The 22,948-nt window shown below is 47.4% G+C and carries 24 protein-coding genes; all 24 read right to left on the reverse strand.

Annotated features, from left to right (window positions below):
- Positions 1-10: 10 nt before the first annotated feature.
- Complete coding sequence (locus AC58PV_RS27205; RefSeq protein ID WP_497435817.1) at positions 11-2,584, reverse strand: S8 family peptidase; 2,574 nt, start codon at positions 2,582-2,584, stop codon at positions 11-13.
- 304 nt (positions 2,585-2,888) lie between these two features.
- A complete protein-coding gene (locus tag AC58PV_RS27210; RefSeq protein ID WP_497435819.1) occupies positions 2,889-4,400 on the reverse strand; it encodes an NADH-quinone oxidoreductase subunit N in 1,512 nt (503 codons plus the stop codon).
- Positions 4,401-4,404: 4 nt separating this feature from the next.
- Complete coding sequence (locus tag AC58PV_RS27215) at positions 4,405-6,027, reverse strand: complex I subunit 4 family protein (RefSeq protein ID WP_497435821.1); 1,623 nt, start codon at positions 6,025-6,027, stop codon at positions 4,405-4,407.
- Complete coding sequence (gene nuoL, locus AC58PV_RS27220) at positions 6,017-7,939, reverse strand: NADH-quinone oxidoreductase subunit L (protein ID WP_497435823.1); 1,923 nt, start codon at positions 7,937-7,939, stop codon at positions 6,017-6,019. The genes AC58PV_RS27215 and nuoL overlap by 11 nt, the downstream gene beginning before the upstream one ends.
- Before the next feature lie 15 nt (positions 7,940-7,954).
- Positions 7,955-8,266 carry an NADH-quinone oxidoreductase subunit NuoK gene (gene nuoK, locus AC58PV_RS27225; protein ID WP_497435824.1) on the reverse strand — a complete coding sequence of 104 codons (312 nt, stop codon included), beginning with the start codon at positions 8,264-8,266 and terminating at the stop codon, positions 7,955-7,957.
- A gap of 2 nt (positions 8,267-8,268) precedes the next feature.
- A complete protein-coding gene (locus AC58PV_RS27230; RefSeq protein ID WP_497435826.1) occupies positions 8,269-8,799 on the reverse strand; it encodes an NADH-quinone oxidoreductase subunit J in 531 nt (176 codons plus the stop codon).
- Complete coding sequence (gene nuoI / locus AC58PV_RS27235; RefSeq protein ID WP_056611658.1) at positions 8,792-9,244, reverse strand: NADH-quinone oxidoreductase subunit NuoI; 453 nt, start codon at positions 9,242-9,244, stop codon at positions 8,792-8,794. The genes AC58PV_RS27230 and nuoI overlap by 8 nt, the downstream gene beginning before the upstream one ends.
- Before the next feature lie 60 nt (positions 9,245-9,304).
- Positions 9,305-10,309, reverse strand: a complete 1,005-nt coding sequence (gene nuoH, locus AC58PV_RS27240; protein WP_497435827.1) for an NADH-quinone oxidoreductase subunit NuoH — start codon at positions 10,307-10,309, stop codon at positions 9,305-9,307.
- A complete protein-coding gene (locus tag AC58PV_RS27245; protein WP_497435828.1) occupies positions 10,309-11,409 on the reverse strand; it encodes an NADH-quinone oxidoreductase subunit D in 1,101 nt (366 codons plus the stop codon). Before AC58PV_RS27245 ends, nuoH begins: the two co-directional genes overlap by 1 nt.
- Before the next feature lie 3 nt (positions 11,410-11,412).
- Entirely contained in the window at positions 11,413-12,267 is an 855-nt protein-coding gene (locus AC58PV_RS27250; RefSeq protein ID WP_497435829.1) for an NADH-quinone oxidoreductase subunit C, read from the reverse strand.
- Positions 12,264-12,782, reverse strand: coding sequence for a NuoB/complex I 20 kDa subunit family protein (locus tag AC58PV_RS27255; protein WP_056611667.1), 519 nt, complete (start codon positions 12,780-12,782; stop codon positions 12,264-12,266). Before AC58PV_RS27255 ends, AC58PV_RS27250 begins: the two co-directional genes overlap by 4 nt.
- Positions 12,767-13,132 (reverse strand): NADH-quinone oxidoreductase subunit A, encoded by a 366-nt coding sequence (locus AC58PV_RS27260; protein ID WP_057313434.1) that lies wholly within the window; start codon positions 13,130-13,132, stop codon positions 12,767-12,769. Before AC58PV_RS27260 ends, AC58PV_RS27255 begins: the two co-directional genes overlap by 16 nt.
- A gap of 493 nt (positions 13,133-13,625) precedes the next feature.
- Positions 13,626-14,030 carry a F0F1 ATP synthase subunit epsilon gene (locus tag AC58PV_RS27265; protein ID WP_497435831.1) on the reverse strand — a complete coding sequence of 135 codons (405 nt, stop codon included), beginning with the start codon at positions 14,028-14,030 and terminating at the stop codon, positions 13,626-13,628.
- A gap of 46 nt (positions 14,031-14,076) precedes the next feature.
- Positions 14,077-15,474 (reverse strand): F0F1 ATP synthase subunit beta, encoded by a 1,398-nt coding sequence (gene atpD, locus AC58PV_RS27270; protein ID WP_497435832.1) that lies wholly within the window; start codon positions 15,472-15,474, stop codon positions 14,077-14,079.
- A 49-nt stretch (positions 15,475-15,523) separates the two neighbouring features.
- The gene (gene atpG, locus AC58PV_RS27275) at positions 15,524-16,381 is read right to left on the reverse strand and encodes an ATP synthase F1 subunit gamma (RefSeq protein ID WP_497435833.1); all 858 of its coding nucleotides are present in this window, start codon (positions 16,379-16,381) and stop codon (positions 15,524-15,526) included.
- Positions 16,382-16,505: 124 nt separating this feature from the next.
- Positions 16,506-18,020 (reverse strand): F0F1 ATP synthase subunit alpha, encoded by a 1,515-nt coding sequence (gene atpA / locus AC58PV_RS27280; protein WP_497435835.1) that lies wholly within the window; start codon positions 18,018-18,020, stop codon positions 16,506-16,508.
- 32 nt (positions 18,021-18,052) lie between these two features.
- Positions 18,053-18,586 carry a F0F1 ATP synthase subunit delta gene (locus AC58PV_RS27285; RefSeq protein WP_497258870.1) on the reverse strand — a complete coding sequence of 178 codons (534 nt, stop codon included), beginning with the start codon at positions 18,584-18,586 and terminating at the stop codon, positions 18,053-18,055.
- Positions 18,583-19,068 (reverse strand): F0F1 ATP synthase subunit B, encoded by a 486-nt coding sequence (gene atpF, locus AC58PV_RS27290; RefSeq protein WP_497435836.1) that lies wholly within the window; start codon positions 19,066-19,068, stop codon positions 18,583-18,585. Before atpF ends, AC58PV_RS27285 begins: the two co-directional genes overlap by 4 nt.
- Positions 19,069-19,146: 78 nt before the next feature.
- Positions 19,147-19,371, reverse strand: coding sequence for a F0F1 ATP synthase subunit C (gene atpE / locus AC58PV_RS27295; protein ID WP_028556930.1), 225 nt, complete (start codon positions 19,369-19,371; stop codon positions 19,147-19,149).
- 79 nt (positions 19,372-19,450) lie between these two features.
- Positions 19,451-20,149 (reverse strand): F0F1 ATP synthase subunit A, encoded by a 699-nt coding sequence (atpB, locus tag AC58PV_RS27300; RefSeq protein WP_497435838.1) that lies wholly within the window; start codon positions 20,147-20,149, stop codon positions 19,451-19,453.
- A gap of 46 nt (positions 20,150-20,195) precedes the next feature.
- Positions 20,196-20,579, reverse strand: a complete 384-nt coding sequence (locus AC58PV_RS27305; protein ID WP_497435839.1) for an ATP synthase subunit I — start codon at positions 20,577-20,579, stop codon at positions 20,196-20,198.
- Positions 20,576-20,797 carry an AtpZ/AtpI family protein gene (locus tag AC58PV_RS27310; protein ID WP_056611689.1) on the reverse strand — a complete coding sequence of 74 codons (222 nt, stop codon included), beginning with the start codon at positions 20,795-20,797 and terminating at the stop codon, positions 20,576-20,578. Before AC58PV_RS27310 ends, AC58PV_RS27305 begins: the two co-directional genes overlap by 4 nt.
- A gap of 223 nt (positions 20,798-21,020) precedes the next feature.
- Positions 21,021-22,157: a non-hydrolyzing UDP-N-acetylglucosamine 2-epimerase gene (gene wecB / locus AC58PV_RS27315; protein WP_497435840.1), complete on the reverse strand. Its 1,137-nt coding sequence runs from the start codon at positions 22,155-22,157 to the stop codon at positions 21,021-21,023.
- Positions 22,158-22,236: 79 nt separating this feature from the next.
- Positions 22,237-22,866, reverse strand: coding sequence for a uracil phosphoribosyltransferase (gene upp / locus AC58PV_RS27320; protein ID WP_173117292.1), 630 nt, complete (start codon positions 22,864-22,866; stop codon positions 22,237-22,239).
- Positions 22,867-22,948 lie beyond the last annotated feature (82 nt).

Consider the following 22,948-nt stretch of genomic DNA (forward strand, 5'->3'; position numbering starts at 1 on the left):
CTCTTCGATTCTACCGATTAACGACTCTGTCCAGCATAGTTACAAATTCAGCACGTGTTGCTTGATCTTCTGGATGGAAGGTACCATCGGGAAATCCGCTGATCCAACCATCTGCTGCCATCTGTTTAAGTATACCTATGCCCCAGTAAGATTCACTCACATCGCTATATGGTGTATTGCCTCTTAGCTTCCCTGTCATATTCATGCTGCGTGCAAGCATTTGCGTCATTTCCATACGCGTCAGCTTGCCGTCCGGCTTAAATGTCCCATCCGGGTAACCATCTACGATGGCGGCCTGAACGGTTTTGGCTATATCTTCGTAAGCCCAATGCGAAGCGGCTAGATCGCTGAATCGCAAATCCTTGCGTTTCGATAAGCGCAAGGCACGCGATAGCACAGTAGCCGCTTCAGCCCTTGTAATGGATTGATTTGGTGCAAAACGATAATCCCCATAGCCACTAATCATTCCTTGCTCAGTAAGCTTACTAATGGCATCCCTTGCCCAATGTCCAGCAATATCAACATACCCGCTAACCAGCCCATAACTGCTCACTTGCAAGCGATACATCTGACTCATGAACCACTGATTGGCCTGGAGTTTAATATAATAGGTCCCCTCGGGCAACGGCTTCTCGAAATTTAACTGATTCGAACCGCTTTCGCTCCGGTAAGTGCCCTGTTCCTGCAATGAATTATTATACAAAGTAGCGTATAACGTCCGTGAGGTAGGGATATTGGTTAATCTAATTTGGGCCAAACTATTTGAATTTAATCGAAACTCGAACCAATCCACGTCCTCATTTTTATTAAAAACACCTTCATAGCCAGCATTCATCGCAACAAATGTAGCTTGATACGATTTGTCATTCGGTTCATTCGCATCGATCAGTTTAGGCGTATACTCAATCTCTAACGTATATTCACCCGTGATGGGCCCAACGTAATCTTTCACATTACTAACACGAATATAGTATTGCCCAGGCAGTACTTCCATCAGCGAGCTCACTTCGATACCGCCATCACCCGCCTGATCGATGGTCGTTGATTTCTCCCCTTCTTTCTGAAAAAGAAGCATCGGATCAATTCGTCCCGTATCCGTCGATAGTCTAAGGCGCATCGTGCCTGAGTGCTCCAGCGTCATAGCGAACCAATCGATATCGTCTGTATCATGAAACGTACCTCGAATAGTCTGACTGCGTTCTGGTAATGTAAAAGCCTTATACTGCTTATCATTATCCTCAAACGGATCCGTATAAATAATAAAATCCGTTCGCAACGTATAATTAAGCAGGGTCTGGCGTGCGCGATCAACATTCTCCAATTGCACATAAGTAATGCCTTTGGTCACAGGCACAGTGAACGACTGTTTGCTTTCATCAGTACCACTTACTGCATTGAAGCTCTGTCCTGAATCGAACTTCACGCGAATACCTGCCCCGTCTTCGGGCTGTACGACTACCTGAATGAAACCGTCATACGCTGCATCAATCGCATACCAGTCTAGATCCTGCCCCGAGCTAAGATTCGCTTTGACGATTGTATGATTAGGCAGCGAAGCCGCCTGACTAGCGAGATCATTCGGTTCGAAGCGATCTTGCTTATAAGGTTCTGTCAACGCCTTCTCAATATTTAGCAGACCGTAACCCGTCTTGGCATCCCACCCTTTGGACATAAGGTCCGTGGCTGTTTGCTCCAGCTGTGAGCGTACTTGATACGCCGACATAGCCGGGTATTTGCCCCATACTAGGGCAGCGGCAGCGGCCACTTGTGGTGCGGCCATGGAGCTTCCATCTTGATACTGATAGCCACCGCCAAGTGCGGTCGTGTACACATCCCAAGGCGCCATAATATCGAGCTCAGGGCCGTAGTTAGATCGTGAATCTGCCTGTTTATTAGGGCTTACACCACCCACAGACAGCACAGTTGGATAAGCAGCCGGGTATTTGACACTCGTGCTTTCATTGCCAACAGCAGCAACGAGTAATACGTTATGATCCTCTGCGTACTGCACAATGCCCGCCAGATAGTCTGAGTATTTGTTCAAGCCCAAGGAAAGCACAACGATTTTAGCCCCGTGATCGACTGCATATTTAATGCCTTCGCCCAGCTTCGCCTCGCCGCCAGTTCCATCTGCTTCTAGTGCCTTAATTGGCATAATTCTAGCATTGGGAGCAATTCCCGCAATACCTTTATCGTTATTAACCACAGCGGCAATCAAGCCAGCTACGTTCGTTCCATGTCCATTATCGTCAAAAGGCTTCTTCGAAGCCTGAAGTAAATTCACACCATCCACTAGATTACCTGTTAAATCGGGATGTCCAAGATCAACACCTGTATCAACAACAGCGACAACAATTGGCGTACGAGCATCGCCTGCTGCAGCCCATGCTTGATCGACGCGAATCATATCCAGATAAGTTTGTTTCACTCTCATGGGATCCGTAGATACCGCATATGCCGCATCTACATTAGGCACGAAACTCGTTAGTCCTAGGACCAGCATTGATATCAGTATCATGGGGCCTACGTATCGCAAATAAGTCATCAGATCAGGTCCTTTATCCCAAATTAATCTCTTTGTCATTTCCTTACCACATAAGAAAATATACGTTTTCGGTTTGCGAAAACAGATTTCTTATTGGCGATAAAACTTACATCTAAATGCGGTCGCTCATCTTCGAGGATCCTCGATAAAAGTTTTCTCATATATCTATACCATATTAAACATCTTCTCGATACCTATAACGGCTTAACTTCGCAAAAAGTTCAGATATTATGAAATATTTTTTAATGTATTTTATGGGAATTGATGAAAGTTTGTCTATTGAAGCGTACAAACACAAAAGCCCTCCCTACATTTAAGTAGGAAGGACTTCTTAATACAAGAATTATTGGATAATAAAATCCTTGGTCAACATAAAGACGTTCTCGATACCTTTGAGCACCAAATGTGGAACCACACCAAGCGCTACGCTGATTAGCGCACATAACCAAACAGTTATGCCTAATGGCACAGACACCTTGATCGGAGCTGGTTCATAATCGCTGCGCATGAACATTTGACGCACAATGCTGAAATAATAGTAGAACGAAACAACGCTGGTGGCGATCATCAAAGCACCAAGCCAGTATTGCTGTGTCTGCATCGTTCCAAGGATGATGTAGAGCTTACCGAAGAATCCGCCTGATAACGGTATACCAGCTAAGGAAAGAATGATCAATACCATCGCTACTGCTGTTAAAGGAGCACGATAGTAGAGTCCTGCGTAGCCCTTGGCTTCGGTGTGACCCTCTGCCTGCTCGATAATCATTAATACGGCGAAAGCGCCGATGTTCATAAACATATACGCAATCAGGTAGAAAATGAATTCAGAGAAGTTGGCATAATGCGTGGCCGAGAAGTACGTTCCAATCGGAACGAGTAGATAACCGGCATTCGCAATTCCCGAATAGGCAAGTAGCCTTTTCATATTCGTTTGCTTCAGCGCAATGAAATTCCCCACGACCATCGCAATAGCCGCCATAACGGATATCGCTAGGAATACATCGGATTGCAACTTGCTCTCTCCGAAATCGCTAAATCCGAATAAGACGTAAAAAACACGGAACAAGATAGCGAAACCAGCCGCTTTGGACACGACAGCCAAGAATGCCGTAACTGGTGTTGGCGCACCTTCATAAACATCCGGCGCCCAGCTATGGAAAGGTGCGGCGGCAATTTTGAAACCGAATCCTGCTAGCAGCAAGAAGAAAGCAACATAGAGCAGCGGCTCGTACGAAGTGACCAATGTCGGAAGGGCTGCGCCAATCTCTTGCAGATTCGCAGAGCCAACCATCCCGTACAAGAAGGACATGCCATATAGGATAATCGCGGATGAGATACCGCCCATCACCAAGTATTTGAATGCTCCTTCATTGGATTTCTTGTCTTTCTTCTTCATAGCCACCATGAGGTAAGACGTAATGCTCAGCAATTCCAAACCAACATAGAGTGTAATCAAATCACCCGAGGATGACATGATCATGGCTCCTAAGGCTGCCGGCAAATAGAAGTAATAATATTCCCCGACATGCGGGATGCTTTCTTCTTTCACGAAGCCTAAGCTCATGAAGACGATGAGTCCCGTACCGACAAGGGTACATAATTTAAGTAAGTTGGAGAAATCATCGACGCGATAACTTTGATTCAACAGTTGAATCGCTTCATCCGGATTCAATTGTAGGACAACGAAGACGGCGGAAATCGCGATGCCGACCAGGGTCAACCATCCGATCATTGAACGATTGACTCGGTTCGGCAGAACCAAATCCAAGAGAGATAGGATGATCGCAGTAGCAACCAGCGCAAGCTCAGGGAGCAGATACGATAAATCACTAGCATGGAGTCTAATCTGTTCCACTGGACTAACCTCCTATCTTCCCGGCTACGCTATGGATCAATTGATCCAAGCTGCCAATGGTTTGTTGAAGCGGCTGGCTCAGCACGCTTGGGTACACGCCCAGCAAGAGAATGAACGCGACCAAGGCAATCATCGGCACAGCCTCGATGAGACGCGCGTCGCGCATCCCTTGCTGCAATAGGCTCGGCTGCTGAGGGCCGAATGTGATGTTCAGTACCCCACGCAGCACGTAAACCGCTGCGAAGATAATACCCAGTGTACCGACAATGGCGTACACGCGGTGTGTTTCAAAGAGTCCGACGAACGCGAGGAACTCACTGATGAAGCCGGATAAGCCCGGCAATCCGAGCGAGGCCATGCCCCCAATCAGCAGAATACCGCTGATGAAAGGGATGTTCTTCGCGAGGCCGCCCAAGCGATCGAGCTGCGTGGTTTCGGTTCGCTCGTAGATGCTGCCGACGAGCAAGAACATCAGGGCTGAGATCAACCCGTGTGAGATCAACTGGAACACGGCCCCTTGCAGACCTGCGATGTTGAACGCAGCAAGTCCCAACAGGACGATGCCCATGTGGCTGATACTCGAGTAGGCAAGCACGAGTTTGAAGTCCTTTTGGACCATCGCGAGAAGCGCGCCGTACACGATGTTAATGACGCCAAGGAGTGCGAGCACCCACGCCCATTGCTGGGCTTCTGCCGGGAAGAACAGAATGCCGAAACGGATGAGGCCGTAGGCCCCCATTTTGAGCAAAATCCCGGAGTGAATCATAACAACAGCAGGCGGAGCCTCTGTATGTACTTTCAGCATCCACGTATGGAACGGGAAGATCGGCAGTTTGATCCCGAATGCGACCAGCAGCATGATGAACACGGTCCATTTCATGTTTTGACTCATAAAGAACGGCGTACCGCTCTGATTCACATAAGCCTCAGGAGCCTGCAAGAGATTATGTGCAATCGTATGAATATCCCCGCTGTAGTAAATGATAGCCTCTGTCTGCGATGGATCTTGATTAAACCCTGCCGTCGTAACCAGAATGAGGAAGGCAATCAGCATAATCGCCGATCCTAGACCGTTATACAGCAAGAAGCGATTCGCTGCCTGCTCTCGGTTCATATACCCCCAAATTCCGATCAAGAAGAACATCGGTACGAGTGTAATTTCGAAGAACAGGAAGAACAAGAACAGATCCTGCGCCATGAAGACGCCGAACATCCCCACTTCTAGCAAAAGAAACAGAATGAAATACGTCTTCCAACGTTTCTTGATGTAAACGGACGCCAATGCGGCCATCGACGAAATTAGTGCTGTTAAGAAGACCAGCGGCAACGAAATGCCATCGACCGCTAACGAATATTTAAACTCGAAGAAGAATTGTGTGATTTGCTGAATACCCTCATGATTTAAAGGGACTTTGATCCAACTCAATTGCTCCTTGTACTGAAGTGGATCCCCTTGATAGTTATAGTCCACATACAGCCATGCGGCTAGAATTAATGGAATCAGCGTCGTGACAATACCAACGGTTTTGATCAGGCGTCCACGATCTCCCCGAAGGAAGAGCAGGACAAGCACACCAAGCAGAGGTGAGAAGGCAATCATACTAAGAATAGGTAAGTTAGCCGGCATGTATGAACCTCCTTCCTGCGATGGCAAGTGCCAGAATCAGCATCCCGAGTAGCATGATGATCCCGTAGGACTGCAGTTGACCATTTTGGAGTCGAGAGCCTAAGCGTCCAAGACTGACCACTGTGAAAGCAACTAAGCGCACAATCCCGTCAATGATATAGATATCGATGAATTCCAAGATGAAGCCTAGACCGCGAAGCGGTTTGACAACAATAGCTTCATAGATCTCATCGATGAAATATTTGCGATTCAGCAACGTATATAACCAAGGCATTTTACCCGAAACGATGTCCCGAGGGATCGTGCGTTTGAGGTACATCAGATAGCCCAGTCCAATTCCTAACAAACCAGCTAACGTGGACAAAATAATAACCATCCAATTGGCCGTTTCCTCATGCTCCTGCCCTGTCAGCCAGTGGCCCAGCCATTCGTTGAATGGCGTATTCACGAAGCCTGCAATGACAGCAAGCACAGCCAGAATAATCAGCGGTGTCGTCATGGACGCAGGTGATTCATGCGGCTCGTGCACGTGGCCATGCCCATGATCATCGTGATCCTCCGAAGCCACTGGTTTCGCTCTAGACGAGCCCATAAACACGAGAAAGAAAAGGCGTGACATATAGAATGCGGTGAAGAACGCCGCGATCACCCCAACCCAGAACAGAAGCTGGTTATGCTCGTACGCTTCAGTCAGAATCATATCCTTGGACCAGAAGCCTGCGAATGGGAAGATACCAGCTAAAGCCAGCGTACCAATCGCGAAGGTCCAGGTGGTGATTTTCATTTTGCGGGATAAGCCGCCCATTTCGTTAATATTCTGCGTATGAACGGCGTGAATCACGCTACCTGCACCCAAGAAGAGCAGCGCTTTGAAGAAGGCGTGCGTGAACAAGTGGAACATGCCAGACGTAATCGAAACGCCAATCCCCAGCGCCATCATCATGTAGCCGAGTTGACTCACCGTAGAGTAAGCGAGAATCCGCTTAATATCGTTCTGGGCCACACCGATTGTTGCTGCAAAAATGGCGGTAAACCCACCTACATAAGCAACGACCATCAAGGCATCCGGTGAGGCGTGGAAAATATCAAACGTCCGTGCCACAAGGTACACCCCTGCAGCAACCATTGTTGCGGCATGGATCAGCGCCGAGATCGGCGTTGGCCCTTCCATGGCATCAGGTAACCACGTGTGCAGCGGGAATTGACCGGATTTCCCCATCGCTCCGATGAAAATCAGAACGGCGATCCATGTGACGATCGTAGGGTCTATTTTGCCAGTAGTGAAGGCGTTATGTATCGATGTGAAATCCAGCGCGTGCCCTGGCATGTAGAGATACAACAACAGGATCGCGATAAACAAGCCCACATCCCCGATGCGGGTGACGATGAATGCCTTTTTGGCAGCAGCCTTCGCCTCCGGCTTAAAGTACCAGAATCCGACGAGCAAGAAGGAACATACCCCGACTAACTCCCAGAAGATGTAGAGTTCTAGCATATTTTCAGAAATAACAAGGCCTAGCATAGAGAAGGAGAACAGCGCAATATAACTGAAGAACACGTGAATGCGCTCGTCGCCTTTCATGTAGCCCTTAGAATAAATGTTCACCAGAAGGGAAACGAGGGTGACAATTACAAGCATGAGAGAGTTCAAATTCGTGACCTCAAACCCCATTTTCAGCGTAAAATCGCCGACCTGCAGCCAGTTCATTTTATCCCATGTGAAATCCTCGACATTGCCGCCAATCCGCTCCACGAAGATGAGCAAAGCCACAATAAACGAAAGCAGCATCGCAAAAATGCTAATGTAAATCCCTAAATCTTTAAGTTGACGCCCCATTGCCGTAAGCGCTAGAAAAGCAAGCAACGGAAACAATGGAATGAGCCAGGCGTACTGTGAATAGTCCGATACCATAGCCTTGTTAGCCTCCTAGCGCTTCATAGAATCCAAATCTGTCACTTCGACGGTACCTTTATTCCGGTAAATCGTGATCAATATCGCTATTCCCACAGCCGCCTCAGCAGCTGCAATCGTAATGTTGAAGAGGGAGAAGATATGTCCCGTCAATGCCGGGTGATCTCCCAGCTTCGAGAAGGCAATCAAATTCAAGTTCACCGCATTGAGCATAAGCTCGATGGAGAGCAGGACGATAACCGCGTTTTTCTTCGTTAATGCACCGTATAGCCCAATGCAGAATAGGATCGCCGCTAATGTCAGATAAGGAGTAATTAAGTTACCCAACGTTAATCCTCCTCTCTCTTGGCAACTACGATAGCTCCAATGAACGCTACCGTCAGCAGCACGGACATGATTTCGAAGGGAATGACATGTGCGTTATACAGCAACTTCCCGATTTCGAGCGTATTATCCTTGCCAGCATCCAATGTCCCTGAAGAGACGAAAGTCGATTTCTGAATCGCATAGAACAAAACACCGAACAATCCCACTGCGCCAAGTATGGCCAGGCCTTCATGCCATGGACGTTTAGGTCCCTCATCTTCACCTTGTCTATGCTTCGTCATCATAATGCCGAAAATCATCAGAATAGAGATGGCGCCGGCATAAATCAAGACTTGCACGAAAGCAACAAACTCCGCTTCAAGGATGACATACAGACCAGCCAAGCTGATAAACGTGAGGGCAACTGCAACAACCATGTGCACGACTTTCGTAAAAGAGATCATAAAGATCGCCCCACCGATCGCGAGCAGCGCGAAAATGAAGAACGCCCAACTCGTACCGCTGGATAAGAAATCGCCGAGTCCACTAAACATCTTTCTTCGCGCCCCCTTTAGGCATCGCAGAATTGTTCTCTTGACGAATGTTTTGGGTGTTGTTGCTCAACCACTCCATATTTTTGAACAGATCATCCCGACTGTAGGAACTCAGCTCAAAATTGTTCGTCATCACGATCGCTTCTGTCGGACACACCTCTGTGCACAGGTCGCACAGGATACAAATTTCGAAGTTGATGTCATACGTATCAATGACCTTCCCCTTCTTCTCAGGGTCTGGGTTTGCTTTTCCAGTTAACGTAATACACTCCGTTGGGCATACACGCGCACATTGATTGCACACAATGCATTTCTCAGGATCAAAATATTGAATACCACGAAAACGATCCGGCATTTTAATCGGAACTTCGGGATATGCGTACGTTACTTTCTTCTCAGTCAAATGCTTGAACGTGAAGCCTAAACCTTTCATAATGCCCTTCATGTGTTTCAACTCCTTCAAGTTTCGCGAGAGCAAAACTAACTACTTCTTAAGCAACTCTACTTAAAAGATGGTCATGATAATCGCCGTCACCAACATGTTGACTAGTGCCAATGGTAATAGCACCTTCCAGCCAAACCCCATCAATTGATCAATCCGAACACGTGGCAATGTCGCCCGCAGCCAGAAGAGGAAGAACACGACAGCCGAGAATTTCAACAGGAACCAGAGAACGCCTGGAATGAAATCAAGGAATCCGAATGGCGCATGCCATCCACCTAGGAATATCAGAGAGATCAGAGAAGCAATAACGAAGACGTACACATACTCGGATAGCATGAAAAAAGCGAAGCGGAATCCGCTGTATTCCACATGGTAGCCCGCAACGAGCTCAGATTCTGCCTCAGGCAAGTCAAATGGCGTCCGATTAAGCTCCGACACACCTGCAATCACGAAGATAACGAAACCTAGGATCTGAGGAATGAAATTCCAGTGCCAGAAGCCGCCTGTTTGATGATCAACAATGGTATGCAGATTGAGACTGCCCGTCATCATAATGACACCAACAACGGAAATAACTAACGGAACTTCATAACTAATCATTTGGGCTGCGGAACGCATGCCGCCGAGTAACGCATATTTATTGTTGGATGCCCAACCGCCAAGAATAATCCCGATGGTTGAGATCCCTGTTAGGGCTACGTAATAAAGCAATCCCACATTCAAATTCGCGTTAAACATCCGATCAGAGAAGGGAATCGTCGCAATGATCGTAAACGACGGGATAAAGGTAATGATCGGTGCAAGTATGAAAAGTTCACGTTCAGCCTTCTTAGGAATCGTATCTTCCTTGATGAGAAGCTTGAATACGTCTGCGACGCTCTGCAACAGCCCGAATGGTCCTGTCCGGTTCGGCCCAATCCGCAATTGCATCCATCCGATAACTTTACGCTCGAAGTAGATCGCATATGTAACGAAACCGAGCACGAGCATGAGCATCACGACGCCCCAGAATAGAAACACGAAGAAGTTCGTCCATGTCAGACTCTCTTCTAATAAATTGACCATTAGGCATCCACCTCCCCAACGACAATATCGATGCCGCCCAGAATCGTAATTAGATTGGTCATCGACTCGCCGACCAGCAGCTTGGGCAATATTTGCAGATTCACGAAGGATGGTCTACGGAATTTCAGGCGGTACGGCTCTTGCTTACCTCGGGAAATAATATGGCAGCCAATTTCCCCACGCGGGGATTCAATTGCTGCATAGATTTCGCCTTCTGGCGGGCGGATGACTCTCGGCACTTTGCCCATCGTTTCCCCACCCTCAGGGAACACTTCTAGGGCTTGTTCCAGGATGCGAAGAGACTGTTTTATTTCTTCCATACGAATCAAATATCGGTCATAGCAATCCCCGCCACTGCGCACAGGCACATCGAATTTAAAGCGGCTGTACAGGCTGTAGGGCTGCGTTTTGCGAATATCCCAATCTACACCCGTACAACGCAGGTTCGCTCCGCTAAGGCCATACGCAATGGCTGTCTCTGCGTCATATTTGCCCACGCCCTTGATACGTGAAAGGAAGATCTCATTTCCAGTGACAAGTGTGTGATATTCTTCTAATTTGCCGTACATATAGGGCACGAATTTCCGGACCTTTTCGATCCAACCATCAGGTGCGTCCCATTTCACGCCGCCTACACGCATGTAGTTGTACGTTAAACGCGCGCCGCATAATTCATTGAATAGATCGATAATAATTTCGCGGTCACGGAATGCATACAAGAATGGGCTCATAGCCCCAATATCCAGCAGGTATGTCCCCCACCACACCATGTGAGAGGCGATTCGCTGCAGCTCCATCACGATTAATCGGAGGAATTCTGCGCGTTCTGGGACTTCTAATTGCATCATTCTCTCTACGGCGTTAACTAACGCGTAGTTGGTCGTCATCGCCGATACATAATCCATGCGGTCTGTGTACGGGATGATTTGGGTATAGCTGAGGTTCTCAGCCAATTTCTCTGTTCCTCTATGTAAGTAGCCCATAACGGGTATGGCTTCTCGAATGACTTCACCATCCAACTTTACAATCACGCGGAAAACGCCATGTGTACTTGGATGCTGAGGACCAACGTTTAACAGGAGCTCTTCTGTCCGTAACACGTGCTACACCTCCGGGTCAAGCGGTTCGTAGTCTTTGCGCAGTGGATGACCCACCCAATCATCAGGCATCATGATCCGTACTAAGTTCGGGTGGCCAGGGAAATCGATGCCGAACAGGTCAAAGGCTTCGCGCTCGTTCCAGTTGGCCGTCGGCCAGACATCAGCTACCGAAGGTATGCTGGCTTGCTCACGGTCTGTCTTCACCTTCACACAATACTCATGCTTGTGTGTGAGCGAAAGCAGATGATACGCCACCTCGAGGTGCGTTTCTTGGTCTACACCCGAGAGATTGCGCAAGTAATCACAGCGCAACTCTTCGTGATCGCGAAGCGTCAGCGCGGCCTGCGGCCAGCGCGAGCTATGGATGACCACGTAAGGACGATGCGCGTCCCTTTCGTTGATGAATGCATCGACGACGGCGTCTTCGCCTGCCTCGGCCTTCAAGATCGCGACCAGCCGGTCCAGCAGCGGCTGGTTCGGGGAAGGCTCCTTCGGCGCGGCTGGTTCCGCCGATTCGGGCTTCGCTCCGCGTGCAGCGGCTCGCGCAGCGCGGGCTTCTGCGGCGGCCTGGGCTTTGGCCGCCTTCTCTTCGTCAGAGCCAGCGTCTGCGGACGCTGGCGTTGCTGCTCCGGCGGGCGCAGCCTCGCCGGACTCTGCGGCCGCGCGCGCTGCGAGGCGCGCGGCTCTTGCGGCGGCGCGCTCTGCCGCCGCGTCCGTGGCTGGCGTGCTCGCGCCAGCTGCCAATGAGCTCTCCGCTTTAGCAGGCTCATTGCCTACTGCTTTGCCTTCCTCTTTCCCATCCTCACCAACAGGAGGAGTCGGAACCGTGGTTTCATCCGGCTTGTTCTCCTCACTCATCGATTGATCACCTGCTTCCCAGTCTTCGCTTCATAGCGAATCTTCTCTTGAAGCTTGTTAATCCCATAGATCAGTGCAGCTGGATTCGGCGGACAACCAGGAATATACACGTCCACTGGAACAATCTGGTCAACACCCTTCACGACCGAATACGATTTGACATAAGGTCCACCTGCTGTTGCACAAGAGCCCATGGCAATAACCCATTTCGGTTCAGGCATTTGTTCATAAAGTCGGCGCAACAAAGGAGCCATTTTCTTCGTAACTGTCCCTGCTACAATCATGACATCTGATTGTCTTGGTGACGTACGGAAGATGACTCCGAATCGGTCTAAATCATAGTGAGAACCACCTGTTCCCATCATTTCGATGGCACAACAAGCCAAGCCAAAAGTTAATGGCCAAAGCGAATTACTGCGAGCCCAAGCTTTCACCTGCTCCAGTGTTGTCATAAATACATTACGGTTTATTTCTTCCCGTTCCTCGGGAGAGATTGACTCTAGACTGAAGTCCATCGTAGCACCTTCTTCTTCCAAGCGTATATTAATCCTATGGCAAGCAAGGCTACAAAAATACACATTTCAATTAAAGCAAATAACCCAAGTTGATTAAAGGCAACTGCCCACGGATAGAGGAACACGGTTTCCACATCAAAGATAACAAACATCAAAGCGTACAAATAATATCGAATGTTAAAACGGATTTGTCCCTCACCTACAGGCTCATTACCACTCTCATACGTCGTATACTTCTCATCGATGGGTTTACTCGGTCTTAACCATTTGCCAATCGTCAGCGCTGCTATGGGAAGGAAAATACCTAACCCTAGAAAAACCGCTACGATTACATAGTTATTTGTATACATCATGTGAATGTAACCGCCTCCATTTCTTATTTGCATTTCTTACGATACCCGGCATTTTGGTAATAATCACCTATATTAGTATAACAAAAAGGGGTTTGGGCGTCGACACTAATTCTTTTCACCTATGAGTAGCATTACACAATTGTGGGTAATACTATTCACTGGGCATTCCAGTTTTGTCCAAATTCCCTACTTTACGATACGAAAGGAATGATTTTTATGGCAAATGCATCAAACGCTAATCACCAACATAGAACCAATGACAAAGTTACTGAGACTGGTCGCTATCGCGATGCCGACGGGCAAAGCGTTGAACTTGTTGCAGGTCAAACCTTTCCGCCTTGCCCGAAAACAGGAGAATCCACAGTCTGGCATCACGCTTAAAAAGAATTCATCAAAGAGCTGTCCTCTCCTCCGAGAGGAACAGCTTTTTTTGCGCTTCAAACGCAAAAAAGCGAGAGAACCGAAGTTCCCCCGCTTTTGACTCATCTATTTATTTCCCGGACACACCGATACGATTCAATGCTCTTTGTAAAGAAGCTTCAGCACGTTTGAAATCTACATTATCTTGCTTCGTTTCTGCAAGACGTTTCTCCGCACGCTCTTTCGCTGCTCTCGCACGATCGATATCAATTTGTTCAGGTAGCTCGGCGCTTTCCGCCAAAATAACCACCTTATCCTTGCGCACTTCCATGAAACCGCCGTTCACTGCAAGAACTTCGTCCTTAGAACCTTGTTTCTTCACAGTAATCGGAGCAATTTTCAAAGGCGTGACAAGTGGAATGTGATTCGGCAGAATTCCAAGCTCACCTTGGACACCCTTTACGCTAACCATATTTACTTGTTCAGCGTACACTTTGCGTTCCGGTGTTACAATTTCCAATAGGAATGTACTCACTTGGATTCTCCTTCCTAAGCTAACTTAGCGAATATGCAAATGCAATTTACAGCGTTTTAGCTTTAGCAATCGCATCTTCAATTGTTCCCACGTTGTGGAAAGCAACTTCAGGAAGATTGTCGTGCTTACCTTCAAGAACTTCTTTGAAGCTGCGCACAGTATCTTTCAATGGTACGTACAAGCCTGGGAATCCGTTGAACGGCTCAGCAACGTGAAGCGGCTGAGACAAGAACAAACGAAGACGACGCGCACGAGTAACGACCAATTTGTCCTCATCAGACAACTCATCCATACCCAAGATCGCGATGATATCCAGAAGCTCTTTGTAACGTTGAAGAATTTGTTTAACACCTTGTGCTACTTTGTAGTGCTCTTCGCCTACGATTTCTGGCGTCAAGACACGAGAAGATGAAGCAAGTGGATCTACCGCAGGGAAGATACCTGCAGCCGCGATGCTACGCTCCAAGTTCGTTGTTGCGTCCAAGTGAGCGAAAGCCGTTGCAGGAGCCGGATCCGTATAGTCATCGGCAGGAACATAAATCGCTTGAATGGAAGTAACGGAACCTTTTTTCGTGGAGGTAATACGCTCTTGCAATTGACCCATTTCTGTAGCTAGTGTTGGTTGGTAACCTACCGCGGAAGGCATACGGCCTAGCAAAGCGGAAACCTCTGAACCTGCTTGTGTGAAACGGAAGATGTTGTCGATGAAGAGAAGAACGTCTCTTCCTTCTTCGTCACGGAAATACTCAGCCATTGTCAAACCGGACAAAGCTACACGAAGACGTGCGCCTGGAGGCTCGTTCATTTGACCGAATACCATCGCTGTTTTTGCAATAACGCCGGAGTCTTTCATCTCGTGGTAAAGGTCATTACCTTCACGAGTACGCTCACCAACGCCCGCAAATACGGAGATACCGCCGTGCTCTTGTGCAATGTTGTGAATGAGCTCTTGCATCGTTACCGTTTTACCTACACCGGCACCACCGAAGAGACCAATTTTACCACCTTTTGCATAAGGAGCCATCAAGTCAATAACTTTAATACCTGTCTCAAGAATCTCTGATTTTGTCGACAAGTTGTCGAAAGCAGGAGCTTCTTTGTGAATTGGGCTAGATAGCGTACGGTCAACGTTGTCGTCGCCGTCGATTGGATCACCCAATACGTTAAATACACGACCCAGTGTTGCTGCACCAACAGGTACAGTAATTGCTGCGCCAGTATCTGTTGCTACTGCGCCACGAACAAGTCCATCAGTCGAGGACATTGCTACGCAACGAACGAGGTTGTCACCAAGGTGAACAGCCGCTTCAACCGTCATTGTGGACTGTTGTCCACCTTCGGTTTTTTCAATTTTGATTGCATTCAGAATTTCAGGGAGTTGTCCGCGTTCGAACTCAATGTCGACGACAGGCCCTGTAATATTCACAACGCGCCCTTTGCTCATGGTTTCCCTCCTAAGTAAAGCTTGTGTCTCCATCGAGACCGTTTATTCATTAAGCGTTCGCGTTAGCTCCAGCGACGATTTCGGAAATTTCTTGCGTAATCGAAGCTTGGCGCGCACGGTTGTAAGCCAATGTGTAGCTGCTGATCATCTTCGTTGCATTCTTCGTTGCAGAGTTCATCGCTGTCATTCTCGCGCCAAACTCACTTGCTTTACCTTCCAGAACAGCACTGTAAATAAGCGTCTCAGCATATTTAGGGAGCAGTACTTCCAGAACGCCTTCCGCTGACGGCTCATACTCATAGCTAGCAGTTGCCGCAACCTTAACTTCCTCCATAGGAAGCAGACGAATCATGGTTGGAATTTGGGTAATCGCGTTTTGGAACTTGTTGTAAATCAAGAACAGTTGGTCATACGTACCGTTAACGAAATTAGCAACCGCTGCTGTTGCAACAGGCTTAATATCCGAGAACTTCGGCGTATCCGGAACACCGGTTACTTCCTCAACAATCGGAATATTGCGTTTCGAGAAGAAATTGCTTCCCTTACGTCCAATTACGAAGACGGAGTATTCAGCTGTAGATTTATGATTTTCACGGATCTCAGTCATTGCTTTACGCAACACGTTTGCATTGTAACCACCAGCTAGACCACGGTCGGAAGTAATGACCAAATAGGCCGTTTTCTTCACTTCACGTGATTGCAGCATCGGGTGCTTAACGCCTTTCGTGCCCGCTGCAATGCTTGCAACCACTTCCTTCAACTTCTCGGAGTACGGACGTGCCGCTTCCGCTGATTGCTGTGCTCTACGTAAGTTCGCTGCTGCAACCATTTCCATTGCTCTAGTGATTTGCTTCGTGCTTTGTGTGGATTTAATTTGGCGCTTAATCTCGCGCATTCCTTTTGCCATACCTGCTCACCTCTCTTTTGAGGCTTAGAAAAGCCTTCATTCGAAGACCTGATTCAGGCGTCCGCCTGCCCAGGATTCACATGGTAGCAAGAGCTTCACTTGCATGAAGCTCTGCCTTCATGATTTATTCAGAAACTGCAAAGCTCTTTTTAAATGTATTGATTGCATCAACCAATGCTTTATCGTTATCCGCAGTAATATCTTTCGTGTCACGAATGCTATGCAGAACTTCAGGACGGTTGGATTCCAAGAAAGCCAAGAATTGAGCTTCGAAACGAGTTACGTCTTGAACTGGAATATCATCCACATGGCCTTTTACAACTGTGTAAAGGGAAGCAACTTGCTTCTCCAAAGACATCGGTTGGTGAACGCCTTGTTTCAAGATTTCTAGTGTACGAACCCCACGATCCAAACGAGCTTTAGTCGCTCTATCCAAATCGGATCCGAATGCGGCAAACGCAGCAAGCTCACGATATTGTGCCAAGTCAACACGAAGTGTACCGGCAACTTTTTTCATCGCTTTTGTTTGAGCGGAGCCCCCTACACGGGATACAGAGTTACCAACGTTAACCGCTGGACGCTGACCGGAGTAGAACAAATCGGATTCCAAGAAGATTTGACCATCCGTGATGGAAATTACGTTCGTTGGAATGTATGCAGAGATATCGCCTGCTTGTGTCTCGATGAATGGAAGCGCCGTAATGGAACCGCCACCTAGCTCATCGTTCAATTTCGCAGCACGCTCTAGCAAACGGGAGTGCAAGTAGAATACGTCCCCTGGATAAGCTTCACGACCTGGTGGACGACGAAGCAAGAGAGACAACTCACGGTATGCGGCAGCTTGTTTGGACAAGTCATCGTATACGATAAGAACGTGCTCGCCTTTGTACATGAAGTACTCAGCCATAGCACAACCGGAGTATGGAGCTAACCATAGCATCGGTGAAGGCTCGGAAGCGGAAGCTGTTACTACGATTGTGTAGTCAAGCGCACCAGCAGCACGAAGGGTTTCAACAACACCTACAACTGTGGATTGTTTTTGACCGATAGCAACGTAGATACATTTCACGCCATTGCCTTTTTGGTTAATGATTGCGTCGATCGCAATCGCCGTTTTACCTGTTTGACGGTCACCAATGATCAACTCACGTTGACCACGACCAACTGGTACCATCGCGTCAATCGCTTTAATACCTGTTTGCATTGGTTCATGTACGGATTTACGAGCCATTACGCCTGGAGCCATGTTCTCTACAGGGCGGAATGCTGTTGTGTTGATTGGACCTCTGCCATCGACAGGTTGACCAAGTGCGTTAACAACACGGCCAAGAAGTTCTTCACCAACAGGAACCTCCATAATACGTCCAGTACGTTTAACTTGGTCGCCTTCACGGATGTCTTTGTAAGGTCCGAGAATAACGATACCTACGTTGCTTTCCTCAAGGTTAAAAGCATAGCCTAGTACGCCGCTTGGGAATTCAAGCAGCTCGCCTGCCATAACGTTTTCCAAGCCGTGAGCACGAGCAATACCGTCACCTACTTGAATGACTGTACCTACATCAACTACTTGGATATCGGAATTATAGTTTTCGATCTGTTGTTTAATCAATGAGCTGATTTCTTCAGGTTTGATACTCAACGAACTTCACCCCTATTCTTACAGTGGTTATATTAAACTAACGCTTTGGCCAAACGATCAAGTTTGCCTGCCAAGCTTCCATCATATAGACGATCACCGATACGCACTTGAATGCCGCCGAGCAGCTTAGGCTCAACTACAGACGAAACACGGATCGTTTTACCTGTTACTTTACTGAAATGTGCAGCAATTTCAGCTTGTTGTGCATCCGAAAGTACATATGCGGAGTAAACGGTCGCACTCGCTTGTCCAAGCGCCTCATTCGCAACCTTGGCATAATCAAGAGCCAAAGCGGAAAGAATCGACTGTCTACCTTTATCGATCAAGACAAGCAGCGTGTTCCACACCGGTTCGGAAACTTTGCCTTCGAAAATCTGCTTCAGCAGGTCCGTTTTAGCGGTATTCCCGATGTTCGGATGGTTCAGGAACTTCTGCAAGTCTGCATTATCCCTAATCGCACTAGCTACAGATTTAAGCTCATCCTCAACTTGGGAAATGATATTCTTTTCCTTCGCTACTTCGAATAAAGCTTTGGCATAACGCTTCGCTACGACGATGTCACTCATACGTTGCCTCCTACCTCTTTGAGGTAATGCTCAACAAGTTCTTCTTGTGACTTTTCGTCGATTTGCTTTTCAATAATTTTGGATGCGATCAGAACGGACATCGCGCCAACTTGGCTGCGAAGAGCGGCAACCGCTTTGTTCTTCTCATTTTCGATATCTTTCAAAGCTTCGTCTTTCAGACGGTTTGCTTCTGCACTGGCAGCATGAATAATATCATCCGCTTGCTTGGAACCAGTATGCTTCGCTTGCTCGATAATATCGTAAGCTTCCTTACGCGTTTGTTGCAGCGCTTGCTTTTGTTCCTCTAACAGTTGATCAGCTTGTTTACGGCTTGCTTCAGCTGTTTGAATCTGTTCTTTAACCAATTGTCTGCGTTTTTCCATCATGCCAAACAGAGGACCGAACGCAAATTTGGAGAGAAGTAGATACAGAATCAAAAACGCAACTAATTGTATGAAAAATGTGGACCATTCAATATGCAAGTAACGTCACTCCCTTCTGATAACGTGGGCAAAACGAAGGCGTGGTGGCGACTATGGCCATCAACGCCAAACGGTTTCTTAAGCTTTTCCCATAAAGATGAACGCAAGTACCAATGCAACGACTGGCATAGCCTCAACTAGACCTACCCCGATAAACATTGTTGTTTGAAGCGTACCACGAAGTTCTGGTTGACGGGAAATACCTTCCAAAGCGCGACCTACGATCAAACCGTTACCAATACCTGCACCTAGTGCTCCCAAACCGAATACGATACCTGCTGCTACTAATGCTATTGCTCCCATTGATAAAATCCTCCTCTAAACTCTTAGGTTTTGTTTGTTTTATAAGTGACTCGAGACTAACCCGAGGTAAGTCTAATACTTAGTGCTCTTCTTCGTGAATCAATGTTTGCGAGATATAAACCATGGTTAACATCGTGAATACGAAGGCTTGAATCGCACCTACGAACACACTAAAGCCCTGCCATACGAAGAGAGGCGCAACGCCAAACCAACCTGCTCCAATAATGACAGATATCATGATTTCACCTGCATAAATGTTACCGTAAAGACGGAAAGCGAGTGTAAGCGGCTTTGATACAACTTCAATTAAATGAAGGATCAACATTGCCCCTTTGTACTCAAAGTAATGCGCGAAGTAATGCTTCGTATTACGTGTTATCCCTAAGTAGTGACTGATAAAGATAACAATAACCGTCAAAGCTCCTGTTACAGCGATATCAGCTGTTGGTGATTTCCACCAAGATACGTGATCTTCCGTTACAATTGAGAAAGGAAGACCGAGCATGTTACCGATAAAGATGTACATAATGAGCGTTAGACCAAGTGCGATAAACCCTTTGCCATGTTTGGAACCAATCGTGCTTCCGATGATACCTTCTACGAATTCAATCGTCCATTCCATGAAGTTTTGCATTTTCGAAGGATTCGATACAGAAAGCTTACGAGTACCTGCAAATGCAAGAATCAATACGATAACCGTGGTTATGCTGATCATCATCAGTGCTGATGCATCAAAGTGAAAACCTAACCACTCAAATTCTGGTACATGATGTTCCATATTTTCCATTTTCACCCCTTTCATTCGTTGAAGTTACATCGTGGAATTACTTCTTCGACTTCTTAATAGAAAGAATACCCAGTACGAGTGTTGCCAATTGCGCAAAAAAGTATCCAACAATTGTCGTGGTTAATGCAACATGTTCGGGATACCTGACGGCAATCAAACCTACAAACCCAGCGACTGCTGCCCTTGTCAGAAAGCCAAGGGTTACTTTGCGCCCCGACTTCTCTATCGCAGCTGCTGCCAGCTTGTTAATCTTCCAGGCTAAGAACCTTGCATTGATCATACTCGCACAAGCTCCAAGCATTATCCCCGCAATGTAAATCCTGTAATCGACAAGAAGCGCCCATGCAGCCAAACAAAAGGATAAAAAGAATAAAAATACATTTTGAACCGTTTTCAGAGTGGCTGAAAAGTCGTCCATCATAGCCCTCCGTACCGCTTAATCATGAAGTAAATGCTCATGATGCCGGTTACAAGCCCCAGTAAAAATCCGACTAGCAACCAGATCTGTCCGCCTAGTGCGCCACTTAACCAATCACCGAAGAAATATCCGGCTGCCAAACACACGACAAGGTCTATGCCAATTGCACTAGTTAACGCTACTGCCCGCCAAGGATTATCATTGGAATTTGGCCGTTTCATTGCACCCTCCTGGGTGTTTTCCACATGGGAAAACGCGTCTCGCAGCTCATCTGCTACGAATCCTCATTCATTGTATCGAAGCCATGCTAACTTTGTCAATTGACGGAACTTCATTTGTCACATCTCACAAAACTCCTTAGAGCCTTGCGGCTCTAGGGTTTGCGCTTTTTTAAACCGAACAGTTCAACTGTACGCTGTAGCGTTTGTCATGATTTTGTCACGGTTAGAAAGATTCCGGGCGTTCAGTCGTCCTACCGAAGTGATGAAGAATTGCTTGAACGATACGTTCTGACGCTTTTCCGTCTCCGTAAGGATTCGCAGCTTGGCTCATTTTGTTGTACTGCTCAGGGTCTGTAAGCAGCGCCTTAGCACGCGTATAGACGACTTCTTCATCCGTCCCAACCAGCTCTAATGTACCCGCTTGGATACCTTCTGGGCGCTCTGTCGTATCACGAAGAACGAGTGCTGGAACTCCGAAGGTCGGCGCCTCTTCTTGAAGGCCACCAGAATCGGTCAGAATCATATACGTGTAAGGATAAAAATTGTGAAGCTCTAGAACGTCAAGCGGGTCGATCAGTTTGATTCGTGGATGATTGCCTAGAATTTCATGGGCAGGCTCGAGAACTACCGGATTCGGATGAACCGGGTACACGATCGCAATGTCCTCAAACTCATCAGCAATCCGTTTCACAGCACGGAAGATTTGGCGATGCGGCTCACCTTGAGCTTCCCGGCGATGCGCCGTCATCAAGATCAACTTGCGGCCTGCGGCCCATTCCAGCACGGGGTGATTGAATTTTTCCTGCACCGTATACTTAAATACGTCGATCGCTGTATTCCCTGTCACATAAATCTGGGATTCGGATTTATTTTCTTTGCGCAGGTTATCAGCGGATTGCCCTGTAGGGGCAAAGTGGAGATCAGCGAGAACGCCTGTTAACTGACGGTTCATTTCCTCTGGATATGGCGACAATTTGTTCCACGTCCGAAGACCCGCTTCCACGTGTCCTACTTGGATCTGCTGCATGAAGGCTGCATAGCTGGCTAGGAACGTTGTTAGTGTATCCCCGTGCACGAGAATCAGATCTGGCTTCGCTTCTTGGAACACAGGCTCCAAACCTTGCAGCACGCGCATCGTAATCTCATTCAGTGTTTGGCGATCCTTCATAACGTTGAGATCAAAGTTCGGTGTGATTTTGAAAATATCAAGCACTTGGTCCAACATCTGACGATGCTGTGCGGTTACGCATACCAGAGACTCAATCTGCTCAGGATGCTTCTCCAACTCGAGAATGAGCGGAGCCATTTTGATAGCTTCAGGTCTTGTTCCGAAGATCGTAATCACTTTTAAACGTTTCATCGGTTTCTTCTCCCCTTAAGTTCCTTCAAGTATTCTTACAGGAAAACTGACTTCGCAAGCCTTATTTTTGTTCAAAAAATTAATCTGTGCCGTACAAACGATCCCCAGCATCCCCGAGTCCTGGCACAATATAGCCATGATCATTCAAATGATCATCAACCGCAGCGACGTAAATATCGACGTCTGGATGTTCTTTTTGCACAGAAGCTACGCCCTCAGGTGCTGCAATGAGACACATGAGCTTAATACGCGAACACCCCCTGCGTTTCAGCACATCAATCGCTGCATTCGCAGAACCGCCAGTTGCAAGCATAGGATCAATTACGAGCAGATCCCGCTCCAACACATCGGTTGGCAACTTCACATAGTATTCAACAGGTTGAAGCGTATCCGGATCACGGTAGAGACCAACATGTCCTACTTTGGCAGCTGGCATCAGCTTTAACACACCATCAACCATACCTAAACCTGCTCGTAAAATAGGGATCAGACCTAACATTCTGCCCGAGATAACTTGGCAATCAGCTGTTGTTACCGGCGTTTTCACCTGTACTTGCTGCAGAGGCAGATCTCTTGTAATTTCATACACCATTAATGTAGCAACTTCATCGACAAGGGCTCTGAAATCCTTCGTTGTCGTGTTCTCATCCCGAATATAAGTAAGCTTATGCTGGATAAGCGGATGATCGCAAATATGTACTTTACCCATATGTTCCTCCTAATTACGCTTCTAGGTCAGGCAAACCTCGTCCATTATATCATATGTTATCCAACTTATCTGCTGTAGAACC

This window comes from Paenibacillus sp. J22FR83, assembly GCF_059691955.1.

What these genes read in the sequence shown, in the direction of transcription:
- AC58PV_RS27205 (WP_497435817.1), bottom strand. Translation starts at nt 2,584, where the DNA reads ATGACAAAGAGATTAATTTGGGATAAAGGACCTGATCTGATGACTTAT.
- AC58PV_RS27215 (WP_497435821.1), bottom strand. Translation starts at nt 6,027, where the DNA reads ATGCCGGCTAACTTACCTATTCTTAGTATGATTGCCTTCTCACCTCTG.
- nuoL (WP_497435823.1), bottom strand. Translation starts at nt 7,939, where the DNA reads ATGGTATCGGACTATTCACAGTACGCCTGGCTCATTCCATTGTTTCCG.
- AC58PV_RS27230 (WP_497435826.1), bottom strand. Translation starts at nt 8,799, where the DNA reads ATGTTTAGTGGACTCGGCGATTTCTTATCCAGCGGTACGAGTTGGGCG.
- nuoI (WP_056611658.1), bottom strand. Translation starts at nt 9,244, where the DNA reads ATGAAGGGCATTATGAAAGGTTTAGGCTTCACGTTCAAGCATTTGACT.
- nuoH (WP_497435827.1), bottom strand. Translation starts at nt 10,309, where the DNA reads ATGGTCAATTTATTAGAAGAGAGTCTGACATGGACGAACTTCTTCGTG.
- AC58PV_RS27250 (WP_497435829.1), bottom strand. Translation starts at nt 12,267, where the DNA reads ATGAGTGAGGAGAACAAGCCGGATGAAACCACGGTTCCGACTCCTCCT.
- AC58PV_RS27255 (WP_056611667.1), bottom strand. Translation starts at nt 12,782, where the DNA reads ATGGACTTCAGTCTAGAGTCAATCTCTCCCGAGGAACGGGAAGAAATA.
- AC58PV_RS27260 (WP_057313434.1), bottom strand. Translation starts at nt 13,132, where the DNA reads ATGTATACAAATAACTATGTAATCGTAGCGGTTTTTCTAGGGTTAGGT.
- atpD (WP_497435832.1), bottom strand. Translation starts at nt 15,474, where the DNA reads ATGAGCAAAGGGCGCGTTGTGAATATTACAGGGCCTGTCGTCGACATT.
- atpG (WP_497435833.1), bottom strand. Translation starts at nt 16,381, where the DNA reads ATGGCAAAAGGAATGCGCGAGATTAAGCGCCAAATTAAATCCACACAA.
- AC58PV_RS27285 (WP_497258870.1), bottom strand. Translation starts at nt 18,586, where the DNA reads ATGAGTGACATCGTCGTAGCGAAGCGTTATGCCAAAGCTTTATTCGAA.
- atpE (WP_028556930.1), bottom strand. Translation starts at nt 19,371, where the DNA reads ATGGGAGCAATAGCATTAGTAGCAGCAGGTATCGTATTCGGTTTGGGA.
- atpB (WP_497435838.1), bottom strand. Translation starts at nt 20,149, where the DNA reads ATGGAACATCATGTACCAGAATTTGAGTGGTTAGGTTTTCACTTTGAT.
- AC58PV_RS27305 (WP_497435839.1), bottom strand. Translation starts at nt 20,579, where the DNA reads ATGATGGACGACTTTTCAGCCACTCTGAAAACGGTTCAAAATGTATTT.
- AC58PV_RS27310 (WP_056611689.1), bottom strand. Translation starts at nt 20,797, where the DNA reads ATGAAACGGCCAAATTCCAATGATAATCCTTGGCGGGCAGTAGCGTTA.
- wecB (WP_497435840.1), bottom strand. Translation starts at nt 22,157, where the DNA reads ATGAAACGTTTAAAAGTGATTACGATCTTCGGAACAAGACCTGAAGCT.
- upp (WP_173117292.1), bottom strand. Translation starts at nt 22,866, where the DNA reads ATGGGTAAAGTACATATTTGCGATCATCCGCTTATCCAGCATAAGCTT.